General features: G+C 47.0%; 15 protein-coding genes. 4 read left to right on the forward strand and 11 right to left on the reverse strand.

Annotated features, from left to right (window positions below; translation table 11 throughout):
• A complete protein-coding gene (locus KOE27_RS13895; RefSeq protein ID WP_215239464.1) occupies positions 1 to 1,416 on the reverse strand; it encodes a hypothetical protein in 1,416 nt (471 codons plus the stop codon).
• A 374-nt stretch (positions 1,417 to 1,790) separates the two neighbouring features.
• Between KOE27_RS13895 and KOE27_RS13900 the strand changes: the two genes are divergently transcribed.
• Together KOE27_RS13900 and KOE27_RS13905 are read left to right on the forward strand one after the other, a co-directional pair.
• Positions 1,791 to 2,957 carry a hypothetical protein gene (locus KOE27_RS13900; RefSeq protein WP_229252768.1) on the forward strand — a complete coding sequence of 389 codons (1,167 nt, stop codon included), beginning with the start codon at positions 1,791 to 1,793 and terminating at the stop codon, positions 2,955 to 2,957.
• Between the two features lie 170 nt (positions 2,958 to 3,127).
• Positions 3,128 to 3,958: a universal stress protein gene (locus KOE27_RS13905; protein ID WP_215239465.1), complete on the forward strand. Its 831-nt coding sequence runs from the start codon at positions 3,128 to 3,130 to the stop codon at positions 3,956 to 3,958.
• A 136-nt stretch (positions 3,959 to 4,094) separates the two neighbouring features.
• Here KOE27_RS13905 and KOE27_RS13910 read toward each other — a convergent pair whose 3' ends face one another.
• The 8 genes from KOE27_RS13910 to pafA form a co-directional block, all read right to left on the reverse strand.
• Complete coding sequence (locus KOE27_RS13910) at positions 4,095 to 5,171, reverse strand: hypothetical protein (RefSeq protein WP_215239466.1); 1,077 nt, start codon at positions 5,169 to 5,171, stop codon at positions 4,095 to 4,097.
• 142 nt (positions 5,172 to 5,313) lie between these two features.
• Positions 5,314 to 6,684, reverse strand: coding sequence for an FAD-dependent oxidoreductase (locus tag KOE27_RS13915; RefSeq protein ID WP_215239467.1), 1,371 nt, complete (start codon positions 6,682 to 6,684; stop codon positions 5,314 to 5,316).
• A 179-nt stretch (positions 6,685 to 6,863) separates the two neighbouring features.
• Positions 6,864 to 8,231 carry an FAD-dependent oxidoreductase gene (locus KOE27_RS13920; RefSeq protein ID WP_215239468.1) on the reverse strand — a complete coding sequence of 456 codons (1,368 nt, stop codon included), beginning with the start codon at positions 8,229 to 8,231 and terminating at the stop codon, positions 6,864 to 6,866.
• 109 nt (positions 8,232 to 8,340) lie between these two features.
• Positions 8,341 to 9,783, reverse strand: coding sequence for a SusD/RagB family nutrient-binding outer membrane lipoprotein (locus KOE27_RS13925; protein ID WP_215239469.1), 1,443 nt, complete (start codon positions 9,781 to 9,783; stop codon positions 8,341 to 8,343).
• 12 nt (positions 9,784 to 9,795) lie between these two features.
• On the reverse strand, positions 9,796 to 13,194 hold the full coding sequence (locus KOE27_RS13930) for a SusC/RagA family TonB-linked outer membrane protein (RefSeq protein ID WP_215239470.1): 3,399 nt from the start codon (positions 13,192 to 13,194) through the stop codon (positions 9,796 to 9,798).
• A gap of 214 nt (positions 13,195 to 13,408) precedes the next feature.
• Positions 13,409 to 14,512 carry a FecR family protein gene (locus tag KOE27_RS13935; RefSeq protein ID WP_215239471.1) on the reverse strand — a complete coding sequence of 368 codons (1,104 nt, stop codon included), beginning with the start codon at positions 14,510 to 14,512 and terminating at the stop codon, positions 13,409 to 13,411.
• 59 nt (positions 14,513 to 14,571) lie between these two features.
• Complete coding sequence (locus KOE27_RS13940; protein WP_215239472.1) at positions 14,572 to 15,171, reverse strand: RNA polymerase sigma factor; 600 nt, start codon at positions 15,169 to 15,171, stop codon at positions 14,572 to 14,574.
• A 228-nt stretch (positions 15,172 to 15,399) separates the two neighbouring features.
• Positions 15,400 to 17,058: an alkaline phosphatase PafA gene (pafA, locus tag KOE27_RS13945; protein ID WP_215239473.1), complete on the reverse strand. Its 1,659-nt coding sequence runs from the start codon at positions 17,056 to 17,058 to the stop codon at positions 15,400 to 15,402.
• A 228-nt stretch (positions 17,059 to 17,286) separates the two neighbouring features.
• Between pafA and KOE27_RS13950 the strand changes: the two genes are divergently transcribed.
• On the forward strand, positions 17,287 to 18,051 hold the full coding sequence (locus KOE27_RS13950) for a hypothetical protein (protein ID WP_215239474.1): 765 nt from the start codon (positions 17,287 to 17,289) through the stop codon (positions 18,049 to 18,051).
• On the opposite strand, the gene KOE27_RS13955 is transcribed toward KOE27_RS13950, so the two are convergent.
• A complete protein-coding gene (locus KOE27_RS13955) occupies positions 18,043 to 19,527 on the reverse strand; it encodes a serine hydrolase domain-containing protein (protein ID WP_215239475.1) in 1,485 nt (494 codons plus the stop codon). The two genes, KOE27_RS13950 and KOE27_RS13955, sit on opposite strands and share 9 nt — an antisense overlap.
• Before the next feature lie 329 nt (positions 19,528 to 19,856).
• On the opposite strand from KOE27_RS13955, the gene KOE27_RS13960 reads away from it, so the two are divergent.
• Positions 19,857 to 20,156, forward strand: a complete 300-nt coding sequence (locus KOE27_RS13960; RefSeq protein WP_215239476.1) for a putative quinol monooxygenase — start codon at positions 19,857 to 19,859, stop codon at positions 20,154 to 20,156.
• 128 nt (positions 20,157 to 20,284) lie between these two features.
• Here the strand turns inward: KOE27_RS13960 and KOE27_RS13965 are convergent, their stop codons facing one another.
• Positions 20,285 to 21,511, reverse strand: a complete 1,227-nt coding sequence (locus tag KOE27_RS13965; RefSeq protein WP_215239477.1) for an exo-beta-N-acetylmuramidase NamZ family protein — start codon at positions 21,509 to 21,511, stop codon at positions 20,285 to 20,287.
• Between the last annotated feature and the right edge of the window lie 69 nt (positions 21,512 to 21,580).

Genomic DNA, 21,580 nt, shown 5'->3' on the forward strand with positions numbered 1-21,580 from the left:
TTACTTCAACACAGCTCTGATCGCCCGCATCAATACTTCCTCCACCTCCGGTGCCACGCCGGAAGCCAGCCCGCTGGTTTCGTACCCACCCTGGGAATAAGCCGCGCTTGTGCCGATGTAGCCAGGGCCATATTCCTCATAAGCGGCTGTACATACCTGCTCAGGCGCCGGGCGCAGCTTTTGGGCAGCAAGCTGGTATTCAATGAACAATTCACCGGGGAGATTAAGCAGCCATGTCCTGTCGAGCCTTAGCGAAGAAATTGTCACCTGGTTGGTGACAGTGTTTTTCTCCAGCCACGCCAGCTTTTCAGCTGCTGCATACTTATCAGAGGTACCCGAAGTGGTATCTTCCAGCGTTTTTTTCAAATCCTTTGCATTAATATTGCGTGTGCTTGGCAGATGGGTATTTACATATTTCCAGGAAAGATCCTTGCTCGTCAGGGCCGACCTGCTGGTTTGGGCCCAGGCTTTTTTCATCGCCTCTTCCATTCTTTCCGTCAGAAGAACACGGGTGGCCGGAGATCCATCATTGTATTTCCCGGCTGTAATATTGCCACCGGCACCATTGAAATGAATGTGAGGAATGCCCGTGGCCTTTTCCCTGGCATTCCTTGCTATACCCACAAATTCGCAGGTAACGTCACCCTGGCCATAGTAGCTCTGCGGATGTGTAGCATAATAGGTCAGTACTGCAAGCGGCTTGTCATTCTGCCAGAAGCTTACATTTTTTAGCCAGGGGTCTATCAATCCTTCCGGGGCTGCTATAGCCTTTGGATCTTTGGTACTACTCCACCGTACAATGGCCACCTTTCCATCCGGCCCCAGGATGCGCCGGTTTGAAGCCACCTTATCCACTTGCGCCTGACCAAAACCAACATGCGTTACCTCCTGTGCACTACGCATGGCTTTGCTGACACCCGCTGCAACATTATCGATCACCTCTAAAAGAAAAAGGCTATCCATGTGCGAACCGCCCATACCGTATCGGCTCAGTATCCTTTCGATTCTAAAATCACAAACCACGCCATCGTGCTGATGTAACGCATGCACCGATACCCGTTCCACGGTTGTATGGGCAGCGTCCGCCAGCTTACGTCTCCACACATCCTGTCCTTCATTTGAAATCCCTATCCAGTCAACGGCACACAAGACAATCGGTTTTTCATCGGAGAGTATGACAACCCCTCTGGCACTAAGCGAATCGGTAATGGAGCGTGCCCGGGCATAGGCAACCGGGCTGCCAATGGGTGGCGTAGCATCCACATTAAAAACTCCAATCCTGACGGCCTGTGCGGCACAGCCGGGAATCACCAGCAGCCAAACGGCGATAATTAGGTAAAGTTTCACTTTTCTCTTGTCAGGCAGGCACATATCAGTTTGAGGGTTAGGATTCAGAAATTCAGGTGCGAAGGTCATTTTTACAAAACAAACATTTTTATCCGTGCTCCGGCGTAAACAGACGTTTTGCTTTGGAATGGCAAACTTACGTAAAAGCCGTGTGGATAAAATGATTAAGCCCGGATTACGCAATAGGAATTTGAACGAAATATCATTTTGCAAAATTGGCGTAAAGTTCGCTGTGACGGCAGACCGGGGCCTGTCGGACAAGAACTGAAATGCCAATGAAGCAAATTTTTATTTCGGACCATGAGCTAATGCGTAATCCGGGTTAAAACAAAGATGCCCATCATTGGGCTTCCTTGTTCTTTTTATTTAATATTCGGTTTAATTACTTTTCAAAAATAGAAAACCTCCTCAGTATCTCACCAAGCCTAATCTACCCTTGAAATATGTACTCCCGACGCGAATTTGTAAGACGGCATTCTTTGAAAAGTCTGGGTTTGTTACTGGCCCCTTTTGTTTTACCCGATGAGCGGAAACCCAAAACGTCGTTCCGGTTCATCAGCCCGGTAGACGGAGATATGCTCCACAGTGGAGACGGAATTGCCACCAACGGCACGCTTAAAACCAAAGTGAAAATTTCGGCTCCTGCCCATGCGCTCATCACGGTAAATGGTAGGCCTGCGGTCCGCAAAGGTAATATCTTTACTTCTGAACTGATGCTGGACCAGTATAAGAACATTATAGAAGCAAGGAATACCAGAACCGGAGAAAGCAAAACAATCACGATTTACTGGCTTCCCAACCTGGTGGATCGATACCGGCTTTCCATTGACGATGCCATCTGGTTTTTGAAGGATATTCACCTTCACGCAAGTACTTATCAGTCGCTTTTTGAAAATCCGTTCATGGGTTTTCTGAAAGAGTTGCATGACCAGTTTGGAACGAAAGTCCATATCAACATTTTCTACGAAACGGAGGGTTTTAATCTGTCGCAGATGACAGATAAATTCAGGAATGAATGGATAGCGAATGCTTCCTGGCTCCGGCTGAGTTTTCATGCAAAGGCTGAATTTCCCGACAATCCTTACAGAAATGCCGGATACCATCAGGTGAAGCAGGAGTGTGAGCAGGTAATCTCCCAGATACGCCGCTTTGCGGGTGCCGAACTGGACGGCCCCGTTACTACGCTTCACTGGGGCGAGGTACCCGTTGAAGTATCCAGAGCATTACGTGACGCGGGTTATAAAGGCCAGCTTTGCGATTTTAATGTAGATGACGATCTTCCTCCCTGCTCCTATTACCTTAGCGTAGAACAAAGGCGCCACATGAACAAACGTTTTGTCTGGAGGGATAATCAGGAGGATATTATTTTCATCAAAAGCAGTGTAATTATAGATACCATGAAAATAGAAGGTATTGTGCCACACCTGGAAAGATACGGACGGGAATCACGCCGCCAGCCCTATACGGACCTGCTGGTTCATGAACAATATTTTTATCCTTATTACCGCGCCTATCAGCCCAATTACCGCGATAAGGTACTAAAAGCCGTTACCTGGGCGCACGACAATGGGTATCGGCCAGCTTTTTTAAGTGACTGTATTTTTGGTTAACCTGGTAACTCCTGTTGTTCAACTTTCAGGTAGCACCAGTATTCGAAAATAATGAGCAGCCGCACTTTTTTATATGTGTAAAGTCATTCTTTTGTCCTACAAATCATTGAAAATTGCATTACCCTGACACGATACAGGAACCAATCCATTATTTCAAAATTGAATCTGTTATGAAAAAGATACTCGTTCCAATAGATTTTTCCGAAAATGCACAAAAGGCTATCAAAGCCGCGGAAACTATAGCATCCAAAACCGGAGCCGCGCTCTCCATCCTGCATACCTACCAGCCCTATGTTGCCGATATTTCCATCCCTGCTACGGTAAGTTCCCTGCCGGTTTACGAAGAACTGGAAAATTCTTACAAACAGCAGCTGGACGAATACGTAGCAGAAGCGCAAGCGTTGGGGTATCAGGCCGAGGCCGTCTGGGAATCGGATGGTATTCATACTGCCATTCTTCGCCAGGCAAAAAATACCAATGCGGACCTGATTGTACTGGGACGTACCGGAAAAGGAAGTTTTATGGATAAACTAATCGGAAGCGCTGCAACCGGTATTGCCACCGACGCCCCCTGCCCCGTGCTGGTGATCCCCCCGGATGCTGCCACCACCGACTTTAAGCAGGTGGTGTATGCCACGCAGCTGGAGTATGAAGAAACAGATATTCTCCGTCAGGTCATTCAACTGGCGGAACTGCTGGGTGCCAAACTTACCTTTATCAAGATCAGCTCTTTGGAACAACCTAACATCCAACCGGATAACCAGTATATTGAACAAATGACCGCGGAATTTAACATTCCGGCCAGCGATATTGTGATACGCACCGGAGGAGGGGTTCTGGACGGGATTGAAAATTACTGCAAAGAGGTAAACGCAGACCTGCTGATTGTATCTACCCGTGAAAGAGGTTTTTGGGAACAGTTTATCATCAATCCAAGCGTAACCAGGAAACTGGTGGTGGAAACCCACGTGCCATTGCTGGTTTATCACATGAAAGAATAGTAAACCGGAAACACCGGGGCAAATGGAGTATCCGGAGCGGGTCCGCTTCGGATACTCAAAGCATTTTGTTTGTAAAAAAAATAACAGTTTTTAGCTCTCAACAAGGACTGCCTCCGTCAGCAAAGCAATAGCCGGATTACTTCTTTTTTAACAACAAACTATTGGTGATATTTTTAACATACTGATTTTTATCTGTCAATATCTCTTTTATTGTTTGGTATATATCAGGATTTGAAATATGCCTGGCCGAAACTAACTGATAGGCGTAACTGAGCGCAGCGGGGTTCAGTATACCCTGCAGATAGTAGCGAAGTAATTGCAGCACGACTTCGTCGGAAACCGCAGGACATTCAAGCAGCTTCCATATAATATCCAGTCTTTTCAGATCATTTACTTCTGGTATCTGATCTGCCAGTTTCTTCTGAACTGCCTCACTGCTTAAACTGCCCACCGTGATCACCCGCAATGCCAGGCTGGAATTACGCTCGTCTTTAGACGCTACTCTATCAATCAGCTGATCAACAAAGCTGCTCACATACTGTGTGTTACCCGCAAGAATATTGAACACCCAGAAGTCTGCGATCGGGTCGTTTTTATGTAGCAGATTGGCCAGATACCCCTGGCTAACGCGCTGTTTCAAAAGGTTATTTATATTTTTTTTACCCTTTCCGTAAACAACCTTCCACAAGGTAAAACAAGTGTAAACCGCATCCTGCACCACGTAGTCGTGCAAGGATTTACGCGTTGCGCCGGATACCCCATCCACATCATTTTTCTTTTCCACCACCAGATCTTCCATTTCAAGATCTTTAAAAACAGATAACGAATCAGATAAAATAAAATGAAGCCTGTTGTAATCATCTGCACTGAATTCCGCATGATCCGTTTTGGTCAGTGGCTCCCGATCCATTAATTCAAAGTGATGATAATTTCCAAAACCGTCCCAAACCAACCGGATACTAATCATCCTGCACTGGCCCGAATTACATACTGATTGATGGATATCACTGCTAAACCAGTTGCTTGGTCCGTCTGCCGCCTGGCATTCCAGCAGACTAAAGGTTTCGAGTGAATCGTCAGTAAAGGTATGTTTCAGGAATACACAATTTTCATCCGCCTTCTGCTTTTGCCAATGCAAGCCGTACGAAACGACTGAATGAGTTAAAAACAAAAATACCAGTATTACGAGACGGCCGATAAAATGATAAAACATACTTCTGCTAATTTTCCTGCGATCCATATTCAATATGACGAAAACTTACCGCATCACAACCGTTTTGTTGTGCCATAGGTACAAAACAATCTCACTAAACGTCCTTCCGGATAATCAGTAACAGCTTTCACTATAATAGATTCTAAATGGTCCACTTCACCTCTGTCCAATCCACTTCCTGAGGTAAGCGGTTAGAAGTTGCCGAAATGGCGGCCAGTCGCCCGGCTGCCTCGCCCATCACCACAGAGTTGCCCGTAACCCGGTAACTGGAATGCGCAATAAAATCACCGCTTATGCAGCGCCCGGCCATCATTAATCCTTTGATATCTTTCGCAATTAATGCACGGATGGGTATGTCATAAGGTATGGCCTTTACACCCCGGTTATATACCTGCCTGTTCTCATCATCTTTTTTCACCGAATGCACATCCACTCCAAAAGTTACTCTACAGACCGCATCCTCATGCCGTGCCCCGGCCATGATATCTCCAGCCGTTACGGTATACAACCCATGTATCCTGCGGCTTTCCCGTACCCCGATCTGTTCGGCAGTACTCACGATCCTTAAATTTTGCCAGGAGCCACCAAGTGAGCGGAGGCCATTCACGATCTGATGCACCTCCGCACGTGCCCGGAGGGTGGCAATACTGATTTGCCGGGCATCAAACCCCACATAACCATATTCATGATTGGCCATTAACATAAACAGATCTTTATGTATGGGATATAACCCGGGCAGGCTATAGGAAGGTTTCACGCCACTTTTCATGATTTCGGCTTCCAGTCTTTTTTTAGAAGGAGACCGCACCTTGCTATCCTCGGCGTCGCGGACAAACGGTTTGATCTCTTCATAATTTATGCCGGTAACAATGGCCAGAAGGCTCATCGGCTGGCCTTCCCCTTCGGGGCCGCCATAATCGTATTTACAACCTGCCTGCATGGCAAGGTCCCCGTCGCCGGAACAATCCACAAAAATCCTGGCTGACCAGGCTTCCCTCCCCGACTTAGACTCTGTCAGCAGGTGCGTAAGCCTTCCATTTTTCACCGCCGTTGATACAACTCTGGTATGCAGACGGACATCGACATTGGCCTCTACACAATAGGCCTCCAGAACTACCTTCATGATCTCGGCGTCAAAAGCATAACTGCTCCCGCTTGCAACAGTACCCTGCCCGGAAAGTTTGGCGAGGTCACGCTTGATTTCATTGATAAAACCTGATTTGTTCTGATTGTCCAGTATCCAGGTAAGGTTGCCGGCCGTCCATACTCCCCCCAAACAACCATGTACTTCAATCAAAAGCGTTTTGGCTCCGTTTCTCCCTGCCTCTACGGCAGCAGCTATACCTGCCGGGCCCGCACCGCAAACGATCACATCATAAGCTCCGGCCAGAGGAATGGTCCGCTGGGGCTCTACCACTCCCTTTTCTTTGCTGACGGCGCCTTGTGCCACCGACTCGGAAAAGGGCAGTATTGCACCAAAAATTGCTGTATTGATAAACGCTCTCCTCTCCATCTGCTAATTGGTTTTGGTTATATATCATTCATTTAAAAACAGGCCCAGGTCCACTGACGAGAGGCAAACAGTACCTTTGAAACGTAAATGATCTTACCGCCCTCCCCTTTGGAGCAGCCCAGATCGAAGTAAGTATTCTCCAGCACCAGATCGTTTTTTCATACAAAACGTGACCTGATTTAAGAAACTTCACTCCAGTTTACGGCCATGGGCAGCCTGTTGGACAGAGATGCCTTTGCCGCTACCTTGCCAGCAGCTTCCCCCATGGGCACGGCGTTACCCGTTACCCTGTAGCTTGCGTGCGCGTAAAAATCACCGCTGATACACCGGCCCGCCATCATCAGGTTGGTTACATCCTTAGCAATAAGGGAACGGAGGGGTATCTGGTAAGGCTTCATTTTTATGCCGGAGTTACTGTAACCTCCGCCTTCCGCTTTGGCCAATGCATGTACATCCACAGAGAATTTCACATCACATACACCATCAGGAAACTGTGCTCCTTTCAGCAGATCTTCCTTGGTGAGCATATACTGCCCATGAATTCTCCTTCCCTCCCGGATACCGATTTGCGCCGCCGAAGTTACAATTCTTACATTGGACCAGATACCTCCGGTTGCCCGCAGCCCGCTTATGACTTTATTGATTTCGTTGCGCGCGTCAATGGTCGCCTTACTGATCGCATCGGCATCAATGGCTGACACGCCGTACTGGTGATTCATCATCAGCGCTACGGAGTCAGGGCGGATGGTAAAAAAGCTCGGCATACTGTAACTGGTGTCAAAGCCGATCCGTAGGATCGCCGCGTGCAGTTTTTTCTTACCTTCGGTAGAAGGTGACCCGTCTTTACCAAGTCCCTCAATAAATCCCTCCTTCACCAGGTCGGCCTCTTTCAGCCCGCTTAAAATCACCATCAGGGACATCGGCTGAACCCGGCCGGTTGCAGGCTCACCAAGATCAAAGCCACATCCGGCCCGAGCCGCCAGGTCGCCGTTACCCGTAGCATCAATGAACACTTTCGCCTTCCAGGCCTCGCGTCCCGAAAAACTTTCAGTAGTTATAAAATCAATTTTCTTATTCCTGTCCTGATACGCCGCCGTTACCCGTGTATGCAGGCGTACCTCCACCCCCGCTTCCCTGCACATTTCTTCCAGTATCCATTTCATTTGCTCGGCATCGTACTTCTTGGCCGTAAACTGAGCACCCGACTGATCCAGCCTGTAAATCAGTTCTTTCATGATGCCATTTTTATTTTCGTGATCGATGATATTACTGAGCAGGCCTGCCGTCCAGATTCCCCCCAGGCACCCGTGCAGCTCAATCAGGGTTGTTTTTGCACCCGACCGGGCTGAGGCCAGCGCAGCGGCGAAACCCGCCGGTCCACCTCCGCATACGATCACATCTGTTTCTCTGACAACAGACAAAGAACGCCGGGGTTCTTCCACGGTACCCTCCTTGCCTTTCTGAAAGGGATTACTTTCGGAAGACACGAGATGCGGCAAAACGAACGGCCCCAGTAAACCCGCCTTGATGATATTTCTTCTTTTCATGATTTTTTAGTTTCAGGTAATGGATAACAGGTCTAAAATCAAATTCAAAAGATCGGAAAATGAAAAGGTACCGGCCCGGGATACTCGCAAACACGATACCTTTTTCATTTTACTTTATTGCCCAGAATACTTTGGTACGGGCTTCCAGCGCCGATATATTATCAATGTCTGTAGGCGTGCTGGTGTTCCTGGTGATTTCACTAACGGGGTACGGTAAACGCGATGCTCTTCCGGTAGGATCAGTAAGCGGAATAACGCCCGTTCTTCTGACATCGTTATAGGCTTCTATAGGCTGAAACTGATAAAAATAAATGTACTTCTGCTTAATAACGTCACTCAAAACCAGCGCTCCGCTGCCGGGTAAAACTTTGGGTAAACTTTTATAGGCGCTGATTTTCTCATCACTCAGTTTTACCGCAGGCCGGTAATCTCCGGCATGTTTCAGCGCTAGGTCCACTGCCTGCTCATAAGCCGCATTGGCTTTGGCCTTATCCCCCAGCCTCAGCTGCGCTTCGGCTTCAATGAATTTCAGCTCAACAAACGTCAGCAACGGCATCGGAGAATTAAAATATTTCATCAGTTCCGGTTTGGAATAATAGGCGCCATCGAGCCTAGGTTCCCCAAAGTCAGCCCTGGCGGTGCCGTTGGGGGCCGAAACGATCTGTCCTTTTACTTTGGTAAACCATATAGCAGCCCGTGGATCTTCATCGGCTTTCTGAGTACTTCCAAAGCTCGCCATCGCCTGATAGATGCCATTCCCTACACTGGATCCTGGCTGGCTGTTATTGGCTACTGAAAACGGGTTTCCGTTGGTTTGGGTATCCGCAAATTTAGAGAATATCAGGTTTTCAGCGTCACTGCTGAATGACTTTGCAATTGCAGCCAGCGCATTATTGGCCGATCCGGTACCATCAACGTTGCTCAGGCGGTTATACAGCCTGGCTTTTAACCCATAAGCCGTTTTAATCCACAGTGCCCGGTTGCCTGCAAAAAACATGTCATCCGTTTTGGGCGCAACAGGACCCGGCTCCTTTTCCAGATTGATGATTGCTTCGTCCAGCATTTTTTGAATTTCGGCATAGATTTCCTGGGACGGATCAAAAGACGGATTCACAATATCGTCTCTTAACGCCTCCTTAAAGGGTATGTCGCCGAACAGATCCGTTAAAGCGGCCAGATTAAATGCTCTTAATACATCTGCTATTCCGGCATAGGTATACGCTTCGCTTTCCAGGGCCTTTTTCTTTACAATCGCAAGGTCATTCAGGGCCGAATAAGCCTGGCCCCATACCTGAGATCCCAGCCCCTGCACATCCTTGAGCACGTTGTTCCCTAATACAAAGGTGTTAGCCTCCGACAGGTAATAGGCGTTTAAAGCGGTACTACCTCCCGCCACCTCTGTCACATAACTCATTTGTACCTGCGGCAAAATGGTTTTAAGCGGGGCATCATTTACCTGATTGGGATTGGTGTCTATTTTGTTAAGTATTTCATCCGTACAGGCCGCCGAAATGAACAGAAGCAGTACAATCAGTATCTGTAATTTTTTCATCTTTATCAAAATTTAAAATTTCAACCGAATACCGGCGCCATAACTTTTTGTCTGGGGAATTTGAGAAACCTCAATACCTTGTGAATTCGGGCTGGAGTAGGATCCTTCGGTAATATTGACCTCAGGATCTGTAAAAGCCTTTGTGATCAGGAAAAGGTTGCGCCCTGTGAAGTAAACAGAAGCGTCACTTATTTTCCTCCCTTTCAGCCATTTAGCCGGGAAATTATAACTCAGCCCTACTTCCCGTAATCTGACAAACGATGCGTCGCTCAGGCTGGCTTCGCTGTTGGGCCATAAATTGTTGAAATAATTCACATCCTTCTTGATGACAATGTCGTTATCACCCACGATCTCCACCGTCCCGTTGGCCACCGTTCCTTTTTTGCCCACAGGAACAAACGAGGTCTCTCTGTCGCGGGTTTCTCCTGCCAGGCCTCTTCTCTGAGACTCGTTCAGCGAATGGTTATATATCAGCCCACCTTTTCGCCAATCCAGCTGGGCCGACAGGGTAAGACCTTTAAAGGTGAAACTGTTTATAAAATTCATTTCAAAATCGGGGGTAGGTGTACCGAGTACCTTTTGCGTATTGTTAATGATGGGTAACCCGTAATCCACCTTGGATTGATCACTCTGATAGATGATCTGATTACTTGCCGGATCTCTCATATAAGACGTCCCTACAAACTGAGGATATACATTGCCCACCTCGGCCACCAGTGAGATGACCCCGCTGGAAATATTTACCCGCTGGGTTCCTCCGTAAAGTTCCAGTACCTTGCTTTTATAGGTTGTGAAGTTTGTATTAAACTCCCATCTGAAATCTTTGATCTGCACGGGTACCAGCGAAAGGACGATTTCATGCCCGTTGTTGCGTATTTTTCCACCGTTTCTGATCTCGCTGGAAGCTCCGGTGGTAATGGCCACGGGAACATTAAAAATTTGCCCGTCCGACTTACTGTCAAAATAGGTGTAGTCAATGGATATCCGGTCACTTAAAAATCGGAGATCACCGCCTATTTCAAAAGTCCGGGTATTTTCGGGGCGCAGGTTCGGATTGATACGCGTTGAACTCTGCGTCCAGCTCACCAGTCCCTGATACGGAAAAACGAAAGATCCTGGCGTATTGGTTGTAAAGCCTCTGCCATTGACGTAAATAGGACCCGCCTGGCCAACTTCAGCCAAGGTAGCTCTCAGCTTGGCAAATGAAAAGATCTGCTTGCTCTCCGGAAGCAGCTCGGTAACAATGGCACTGGCTCCGATAGAAGGATAAAAAAACGACCGGTTGCCTGCCGGCATATTGGATACGATATCATTTCTGCCCGAAGCATTGATGTAAATTTTATCGTTCCATCCGATGTTGACATTACCATAAAATCCAACGATACGCTGTTTACTGGTACTGTTACTTGCGGAAATCAGGGTGGCATTTGCAAGATTAGGCCAGTTTCCAACCACCAAATTGGACCCCGTGGTGTTAATACTCTGGAAATTACTGTCGAATACTTCATTCCCGATAATGGCATCCACATTCCAGACCTTGCCGATGCGCTTGCTGTAGTTAAGGAACAGATTGGAGTTCAGCTGGTTGGAAAACCTCGTATACAGAAAAAGGTCTCCTCCGCTAGGTGGGTTGGTTCTGCCCCGGGTGGCATAACCGAGTTCGTTATAATCATTGATGACCGTGGTGTAATGATCCACCCCGACCCGATAATTCAGTGCAAGGTCAGGTGTAAACTTATAGTTCAGCAGTATATTCCCAAGGGTTCGTTTGGTCTTTTCGTTTCTGAACGTATGATTGATCACCCAGTAAGGATTATTCTGCGATACCCGGTAAAATATTTGCTGGTAAGGATCCCCCGGTGTTGCGTAAGGTTTCCCTTTCAGGTTATAGGAAGGAGGAGTTTCCGTTATCCCTCTGAAAATGTTTTCGTTACCTCCCTTTTCCGGAAAATCGTCCACTTTCAGATCCGAATAATTCACCGAGATGGAGGAGGTCAGATTTTTCAGCAATTTAAAATCACCGTTAAATTTGATGTTGTTTCTGGACATCGACGAATTAGGCACAATTCCCTTTTGATCGTTTCTGCCCACTGCTATCATGAAATTCCCGAAATCACCTGAATTGGAAAAACTCAAATTGGTGTTCATGGTACTTCCATTCCTGAAAAAATCCTTGTCGTTGTCATACACCCCTGGTTCTTCCTGCTCTCCGAGCTGATTCGTATAGGTGGTCATTGAACTGATGCGCGGTCCCCATGTAAAAATGGAATTGGGATTAAAAACGCCGTTTTCGCCCTGCGCGAATTCCATCTGCAGGTCCGGAAGCATACCTATCTGATCCACACTGAACTGGGTATCGAAACTCACCGTAGGTTTTCCTTTGGCACCCGCACCATTTTTGGTCGTGATTACCACCACCCCGTTTGATGCTCTCAGGCCATACAAAGCAGAAGCTGCCGGTCCTTTAAGTACGTTCATGGACTCAATATCATTTGGGTTCAGATCAAGTACACGGTCACCTCCTGAAATAGGCAGACCATCCACTACATAAAGCGGTGAATTATTCCCCGACAGCGAACGGCTCCCCCTGATCCTGATCCCCGGAGACTTTCCCGGCATACCGCTGTTAAGGTTCACTGTTACTCCCGCAACCTTTCCCTGAAGCCCTCCCAGGACATTTGGATTACCAGCGGCAGAAATGGATTTCCCGGATATCTGCTGCGTGGCATACGTAAGTGATTTCTGTTCCTTTTTGATACCGAATGCTGTGACCACCACTTCGTCAAAAGTACGGGCATCCACCACCATGCTTACTTTCAGATAGTTGGACTTTCCTATTTCTATTTCTTGCGTGAGATAACCTACAAATGAGAAAACAAGTATATTGCTGCCTTCGGGAACATCAAGTCGGAAATCGCCGTCGGCATCGCTGATGGTTCCTGTCTGAGAATTTTTAACCAGAATGGTAACACCGGGGAGTGCACTACCTGTATCGTCCGTCACTTTTCCCGAAACCGATTTCACATTGGCTTTCAAGGGAATTACCTCCTCTGTTTTTTCTTCCCTCGCCTCCTTTTTCTCCGTGCTATTGGTTTTACGTGAGAGGATGATCTGTCTTCCGGATACGATATACCCTACCTGCAAAGGGCTCAGGAGATTATCCAGTACTTCTCCCACCGTAACATTATCTGCTTTGAGTGAAACCGTTCGCTTTGGAGGTACCACCTGAGGACTGTAAGAAAACCGGACATCCGCATTTTTTTCAATCATGTGCAGAACAGTTTTAATATTCTCGTTCTGTACATGGATTGAAATAGTCCGGTTCAGCAGTTCCTGGGCGGAAACATCCGTGGCCCAGGATACCCCTACAAACAGAAAAGCTAAAACAATTTGCACAAAGGTAATTTTCATACACCTTTTTAGGTATGGATTTACTTTTTTCATAATTTTGATTTGTCAGTTCAGTATTATTAGATTCTGGACATAGCCATCCCGTTTCCAAATCTTCTGATTGGTAATGCCGGGTGCAAAACCAGTGGTGATGCAAGCACCATTGGTTTTTTATTTTAAGAGTAGGGTATTTATGTTTTCATTGGCATTATTTTAGGTTCATACTTCGGAATACTTATTCACAACTGCCTCCATTGATGATAATCTGCCCATCAAATTTCTGGTAAGTTGCTTTTACCGTTTTACAGATTATTTCCAGTTTCTGGTCAAACGATTCATGATTCAAAGAAGCGCTCAGCTGGCACCCCTGCAGACCTTCCTGATTATATCGGATGGTAATGCCATAGGCCATTTCGATATCCTTAAATACTTTTGAAATGGAAACCTCGTCGTACATAAACGTAGGCCTGTCCGTGGCGGCCGACGTCAGGATTTCAGGTTTTTCCACCAAAGTCTTGCTGAATTCTTCTGATTTTCTTGAAAAAACAGCCTGCTGATTGGGCAGCAGTAACAGTCCCTTATGCGGTGGTTTTTCATTGCCAGCCTGGGTATGGCCCGCTGGTTCCCGGTAAACCGATACCTGCCCCGATGCCACATTTACCTTCACCTCCGTTTCCTTTTCGTAGGCACGCACGACAAATTTCGTTCCCAAAACCCGGGTTACCACCTTGTTGGCATATACCAGAAAAGGCTTCTGAACATTTTTTGTAACTTCAAAAGAGGCCTCGCCCGAGAGCAGTACCTTGCGGTCAGTTTGATTAAAATCGTTTCCATAGCTGATTTTGCTATGGGGCAGCAGCTGTACCTCGGAGCCATCCGGCAAAAGAAACAACTGTACCTGCCCAGTTGAATTTACCTTTTCAGTAAAGGCCGTCTGCAACGCCGAAACATGTAAACTGTAATCCGATTTGGTGCCCTTGCTTCTCCATATCAAACTCCCTACCAGGATCGCAAGCACAACCGAGGCAGCCGCAAGCCATTTAGGGCTCAGTTTCAGACTTCGGGTTTGCGCCTGTGCTGCATTAGTGGCTTTGATTTTGAGAAGTAATTCCGAGATCATCGCCTCCGATAAATAGGTGGAAGCGTAATCGTGCAGCCCCAGCCGAACCGAATCCAATAAAAAAATGGCTTGCTCCCATTCGTTCAGATTGCCGGGATCCGTTTGTAACCAAGCTTCCCAGAATTCAGATGAAGTCTTCGTCGGCAATAACTGGTGGCTGATAAAGGTATCATCCGTCAGAAAATCAGATGAAGTAAAATGGGAGTAGACAGTTTTCAACGAGATCAGATTTTGTTAAGTCCGCCAATAGATGACCGATTTGACAAAACGTACTCACTTTAACCCAAAAAAATATTAAAAAAGTTAATAAAAAACAGAATGATCCATCCGCGCAGTTTCTCAATTGCCCTGAAAACCAGATTTTTGGCCGACTGGCTGTTGACTTCCAGCACATTTCCTATCTCGGTGTAATTCAGGTTTTCGATAAACCGCAATTTCAGCGCTTCCTGCTGCCTGTTCGGCAATTGGGCAATCAGTATTTTAAGCCTCTCCTGGCGGGAGCTGGCGGCCTCGAGTTCTTCCAGGATTTCAAGATCATTGGGTTCAAAAACCTCTATGTCTACATCGGCCAACGACTTAAAGGAACGCTCCTTCCGTTCGAGCAGGTGCATCATTCTTGTTTTGAGCGCCTTTAACAGGTAATATTTTACATTATCTGGTACCGACAACCGGTTTCGTTTTGCCCATATCTCCGTAAAAACATCATGAATACAATCCAGGACGAAGGCGTCGGAAGTGGTTACCAGGCTTGATCCGTACCGGTACATATCTCTGATGAAAAGCTTGTATAATTGCGTATACGACTCTTCATCTCCGTCCAGAAAAGCTAGCCAGAGCTGCTGATCCTGTTTTGAATGTGGATTAACGGTAGCCTTCAACGGAGATGGGTTAGGACAAAAGTGGGACGGAGAAATATGCAGAACGACAGGGAGAGTAAAACATCAGCGTGAAATTAAGATTAATTCCATTTTTTATCAATATAATCTAAGAATATATCTTGAATGGAAATAAATCTACAAAATTCCGTCGTGCGAGACGCGGAAATACCAATCGCTTTAGAGGTACCTCATGCTGCACTACCCAACAGCTGACCCATGGAAAAGCAATTATTTGACTGGCATCAGGGCTTCCCCCACTACCTTTCCGATGGAGCCGCTTGGGGGCAGGATATGTAATAATGCCGAAATCGTAGGTGCTATGTCGCTGATATGTGTTCTGTTTAATGTCTCTCCCGCTTTTACTCCCCAGCCAAACAGTAAAAACGGAACATGGGTATCATAATGGTAGGGCGTCCCGTGGGTGGTGCCATATTTGCCGCGGCCTATCCAGCCCGGCTGGAAAAGGATCAGCAGGTCCCCGCTGCGTTTTGCATTGAAGTCGTTCTGATAAAGCTGTTTCTGATAATCGGGGATCGGTTCCTGCTGGAGCTTGTGCAAATTGATAACATTGGCCACTTCAGGTAATTCCATGACCAGTTCGCTGATCACGGTCTGAATCGCCTCAATGGATATGTTTTTTTCCTTCATCCGTTTCTTGTCCAGATAAATCTGCCAGGAGGATATAGTCTTGATAAAATGCTCGCCAAATTCGCCGGATACCCGCTCCTTGATTTTCCGTTGCACTTCCACGGGGTTATACCGGCCCGAAGGAATTTTGTGCTGCGTCAGAAATTCGGGTACATCCATCACGCCGTGGTCTGCTGTCAGAAATACGGTGTATTTTCCCTTTCCTGCCCATTGGTCCAGAAATCCAAACAGTTCGGCAAGTTCTGCATCAAGCCTTAGGTAAAGATCTTCCTGTTCAATGGAATTGGGCCCAAAGCGATGTCCTACCCCATCCGGCGCCGAAAAACTAAGCGCAAGGAAGTCGGTGAATGCGCCCTTCCCAAGTTTTTCACCCTTAACAGCCGCAATGGCCATGTCTTTTGTGAGGGTATTGCCCCACGGAGTGGCCCCTATCAGATCCGGGTCAGAGGTGACGAGAGGATATGGAAAGACAGGCCTGGTACTTCCCTCCAGTATCTCTTCATAACTTTGATCATCGGTTGTACTTTCCTGGTACTCAGCCAATGGCAATAGCGGCTTCCACCCTTTGGAAAGATACTGGAGGTATAACTTTTTGTTGTTAAAATCCTGAACCCATGCTGGCAGCCCGGCCATATAAAAGGTACTGGTGATCCAGTTTCCGGTATCCCCGTCGAACCAGTAACTGCCATTCGAGGTATGACCTCCCGGCAGAATAGCGGAACGATCCTTAAGGGCGATACTGATGGTTTTAGATCTGAAATTGTGGGCAATCCGGAGCTGGTCAGTAACCGTGGTTACCAGCATATTCCTGGGAGAATTCTGGCCAGACTTTGTATTCCCGACACCCGACTCGGTGCTGTCTTCAACGCAATTCATATTCCTGTTCAGCGACCGCACGTACCAGTCGTTCGCGATGATGCCATGTATAGCCGGAGCCGAACCCGTGTATACGGAGGCATGCCCCGGGCCGGTGGAAGTATTGGCATAATGATAATGGTGATTCCGGCAGTTAAAGCCCTCGCGGAGCATTCTTTTGAAACCGCCACTCTGATATTTGTCGTAATACCGGAACAGGTAATCATACCTCATCTGATCGACCACAATACCAACCACCAGCCGGGGTTGCGCTAGCTTTTGCGACGATGTTTCCGGCTTCTGTGCCTTTGCCATATAGGAAAGCTGCGGTGCGGGCAGGGAGAGTATCAGAAATATCAAAATTTTTACTGGTCCGTTTCTCATTTCTTCTATTAAAAGTACTATACCCTTAATACTTGGAAGTATCCGAAAGCTACTACTGTCTGTATCGAGTCCGTAGACATTAAACTTTTCCAGTCATTCGGATAGTTGTTTGAATTGTTGTTTTCCGTTTGCTACAGGACCGATTTTTACCGTTTACTCAATACCTCCGCCCACATTACAACTTCCGGGCCGGATTGTGGTTCTACTGTGAAACAAAATTTATCAGCCATGAATACCAAAATCAGAATCGCATCCTTTGGCTTCAAACGAATTTTTATTACAACCCTCCTCACTGGCTCATTACTGGCCTGTAAAACCGCCGAGCTGTCCGTTCATCAGGAGCTGGAAAAAGAAACAGAAATATACCCCGTTAAAGGCAGGCAAGGGTCGCTGATAGGCCAGGTATTGTCGTTTGGAAGTTTCCGGACAGACAAAATAAAACGGGGATGGACATTTGGCTACAGTATCCCGTTCATTGTCCGCTTCAATGGTGCTTCGGAAAAATTAAGCTTCACCCAGTATGGCTCCAACGGACAGACAGCGGACGTAGCGGTAGTGAGCAAATTCCGTGAAACGGAGCTGTCCCAACTGGAGGAGTACTTTTCCATTTCACTTAAGTACAAAAACTATTTCGCCGGCACCGTCAAAACGAGTGATCCCGCTGACAACTGGGACTTCCTTGTTCACAATGTGGACGGCCCTGGGAGAAGTTTAAATAATAAAAGTACTGTGGGCTTTATCCGAAACGGTCACATGCGCATAGAAATCTCGGGAATCAGGGAATTAAAAGGTTCCTCTTCCCTGCTGACACAAAACGAGGTCTACGGTTATGAATACACGCTGAACGGTAATATCATAGGGGCCGTTTCGACCATCAATAATGGCAAGGTATGGCTAAAAAGGGATTTAAGTACCCCCCTGAAACTTTTGCTGGCGAGTGTATCATCCGGACTTATGCTTCGTAATTCGGTAGCAAATCAGGATTTAATCTGACCCTAATTTGGCTAATGCTTCTTTGGCGAAATGGTTTTCCGGATTGATCGACAATGATTTTCTGAACATTATTTTCGCTTCTCCGGATTTCCCATTCGTCAGAAGCAGCTCTGCATAGCTGTTGAAAGTTTGCCAGGCAGGATCTATGAAAGTCAGCAACTTTGATGTTTCCAGGGCTGCGGATTTGTGCCCGGCAGCATTCAGTTCTCTGGCCGCATAGTCCATCTCTCCGGGCGAAAAACGGTACTGCACGGTATCTGGCTTCAGTTCATGAAAGTGAGCTGCGGCCAGGTCCGCTCCGTAAATCAGCAGATCGTTGGTGTAAACCTTGACAAGCGATTTTTTCTGAGGTCGGATCTTACGACCCGTCATCAGTTGCATCACATTTTCAGCTGTGAGATGCAACCCGTCACTCTCGCCGTTGTCCAGCACGATTACCGCTTGCTGCCTTGTAACATTCCGGCTAAACATGGTGGCACCCCCAGGAATGAACCCTGAATGCGAAACAATCTTGCCACCGGTAGTATCTGTCGAGATAAACCATCCCAGTCCAAACGTCAGCCTTCCTGGTTCCACCACTGCCTGCTCCCCGGAATTTAGCTTTTGGGGACGGTACGCTTCTTCCAATGTTGCAGGTTTCAGCAGGGCTCCATTATAAAGCGCCTGATCGAACCTCAGAAGGTCCGCGGTGGTGCTTGCAACAAAACCAAGGCCCTGCAAACCTCCAAAATTAATCAGTAAGGCCTTATACTTTCGCATGGTATCCACTTTTTGCAACTGATACGAGAAAATCGGCATCCGGTAACTTTCTGCCCTGAGGGGGTCAGGGCGTGACATGGCGGCAGAGTAAGAATAAGTGTCTGTCATATCAGCGGGCTTCCAGATATTCATCGACAGGTAATCCATAAATTTCAGCTTGCTTACTTTTTCTACAATCAGAGCCAGTACGCAATATCCCGGATTGGAATACCCCCATTTCTCACCCGAAGGAAATTCGAGTTTGTCATACCTTTTCAGCGCGGGGATAACCAGTGCATTATCTATAACCTGGTCTGGCTGCTCATTCACAAATGGATTGAATATCTGAAGGTCGGGCAAGCCGGACGTATGCGAAAGGAGCTGGCGGATTGTGATCTTAGCAAACGGGAAATCGGGGATATATTTTACGACCGGATCATCTAGTTTAAGTTTTTTTCTTTCACTGAGCTGGAGAACAGCTACCGCCGTGAATGTTTTGCCAATGGATGCCAGCTGGAACCTTGTAGATTCACTGTTTGCCATACGGGTATCTGTGTTGGCATAACCGAACGACTTGCTGTACAAAACCTTACCCTTTTCTGCCACAAGAATACTGCCATTCAGATTATGGTTTTGATATGCTGTCGTGAGAAGACTGTCAATGCGTTCGGTCTGGCAGAAAGCAGGTGTAGCCGGGCAGAAAATTAACAAGAAGCAGAATAGACATAAAGTTTTCATTAAGCAGGAATGGTTTGTCTGGATTTACAGCCTACCATTCAAGGACTATGCCGATGTTCTAAACAGCTCATTATTAACAATGTAAAAAAACAACCACAACTCAAACCGTCCGCTACTGAACGGAAATGTACAATTATGAACACTTTGGACAGCACTCTTTTCGGCCGGGAAGCGTGTGAGCGCTTAATTCAAAACTGCGGAAACGACCAAAATCCCGTAAAGATTTGTTCTCAGGTACTTCCTGCTTTTTTGACAACGAAGCTCAACTGCCACTATTTTTTCAATACTTTTGGCGGAGTAAATCAAGATCCGCTTAAAAACAATTCCAAATGAACCCACAGCCTGTTTATGTATTCGCCAGGTGGCAAGTGAAAGATGGCCATCTAGACACCGTACTCCAATTGCTTGCCATACTAAGTGAAAAGAGCAATGCAGAAGAAGGAAATTTATTTTACAAGTTACACCAAAGCAATACCGACAAAAATACCCTCATGTTATACGAGTGCTACAAAGACGAGGCCGCCGTTTCGGCTCACCGTAATTCCGAGCATTTTCAGACCATGGTACTGGGGCAAATTGTTCCGCTGCTAGAAAGCCGGGAAGCGCTTCTTACCAGTTATCTGTTCTGAAACCAGGCCTCACCATTTCCCGCGCTTGCTGGACCGTAACACCCGAAGGGCCAGCACAGCCTACCCCACTTGGAGGAAAAAGCTTAAAACCGTGGACTCATTCCTGTCTGGGACAACCAACCCGTTCTTCACGGATACAGGAGATACTTCATCCGTATGGCCTTAAATTTCTGCAGACCTGGTTCCCAGCTTTTTCGGATGTCTGCCTCAGATACCCCTGCGATAATTTGTTTTCTTAACTGATCGGTCCCGATGCGCAGATCAAAGGCGGATATATCCTGGTTGGCTCGTCCGGGAGTGAAGAAATTGGCTTTGTCAGGATAGGCGTTGTACAATTCAATTAGCCATGACAAATTAATCTGGCGGCTTTTACGAAGCTTGTCAGTATCATATTTGCGAAGGTCAAGCCCATAACAAACAGCGTCCTTATGCCTGGGACTTTCACTCATTCCGGGTATACCCACGGGTTTGTATGAAAACGGGTACTTATCCTTCAAGGCAGGCGCTCCCAATACGGTAAATGGCATGTACGTTCCACGACCTTCGTTGATGGCCGTTCCTTCAAACATACATAAGCTCGGGAATAACATCACCGCCTGCTGTGTATTCAAATTCGGCGAGGGATTTATGGGAAGTACATAGGACTTGTCATGATCATAGTTGGCCACCTTTACGATGGTGATTTTGCATGGTTTTTTCAGATACCCTTCGCCGTTGAGGTACTGTGCAAACTCTCCGATGGTCATACCGTGGGTCATGGGAATGTAATGAATCCCTATGGCAGACTTAAATCTGTCGTCCGTCATTACCGGCCCGTCTACAACATAAGCGTTAGGATTGGGCCTGTCCAGAATCAGCAGTTCTTTGTTGTTCTCCGCACAAGCCTCCATCACGTACTGAAGCGTATTGATGTTGGTATAGTAACGGCAGCCCACATCCTGAATGTCAAAGACCATCAGATCCACATCCGCCAGTTGCTCCTTGGTTGGTTTCTGATTTTTGCCATATAAAGAGATGATCGGAATGCCTGTTTTAAGATCCGTCTCATTGCCTACTGCGGCCCCATTACTGGCATTGCCTCTAAAACCATGCTCAGGGCCGAACACCTTGACGATTTTAACCCCCAGGCTCAACAGGCTGTCGACACTGCTTTTCCTGCCAATGATGGAACTCTGGTTTGCCACCAGGGCAATCCGTTTTCCTTTCAGATAAGGCACATATTTTTCAGTCTGGTCGGCACCGGTAATAATGCCCGGCTTATCATACCTGCTTTGGACCGACGACGCAATCCGTGCAGTCACTTCCACATGACTGATCGCCAGAAATGTAAAGAAAAATATGGTAATAAATCTCATTGTTTGAATAGGTTATCAGGCTTAGCGTTTGAAAGGTTCGAACAGGTTGCAAAGGCTAAATTAGTAAAT

It is taken from the genome of Dyadobacter sp. CECT 9275 (genome assembly GCF_907164905.1).
In the GTDB taxonomy this organism is placed as follows: domain Bacteria; phylum Bacteroidota; class Bacteroidia; order Cytophagales; family Spirosomataceae; genus Dyadobacter; species Dyadobacter helix.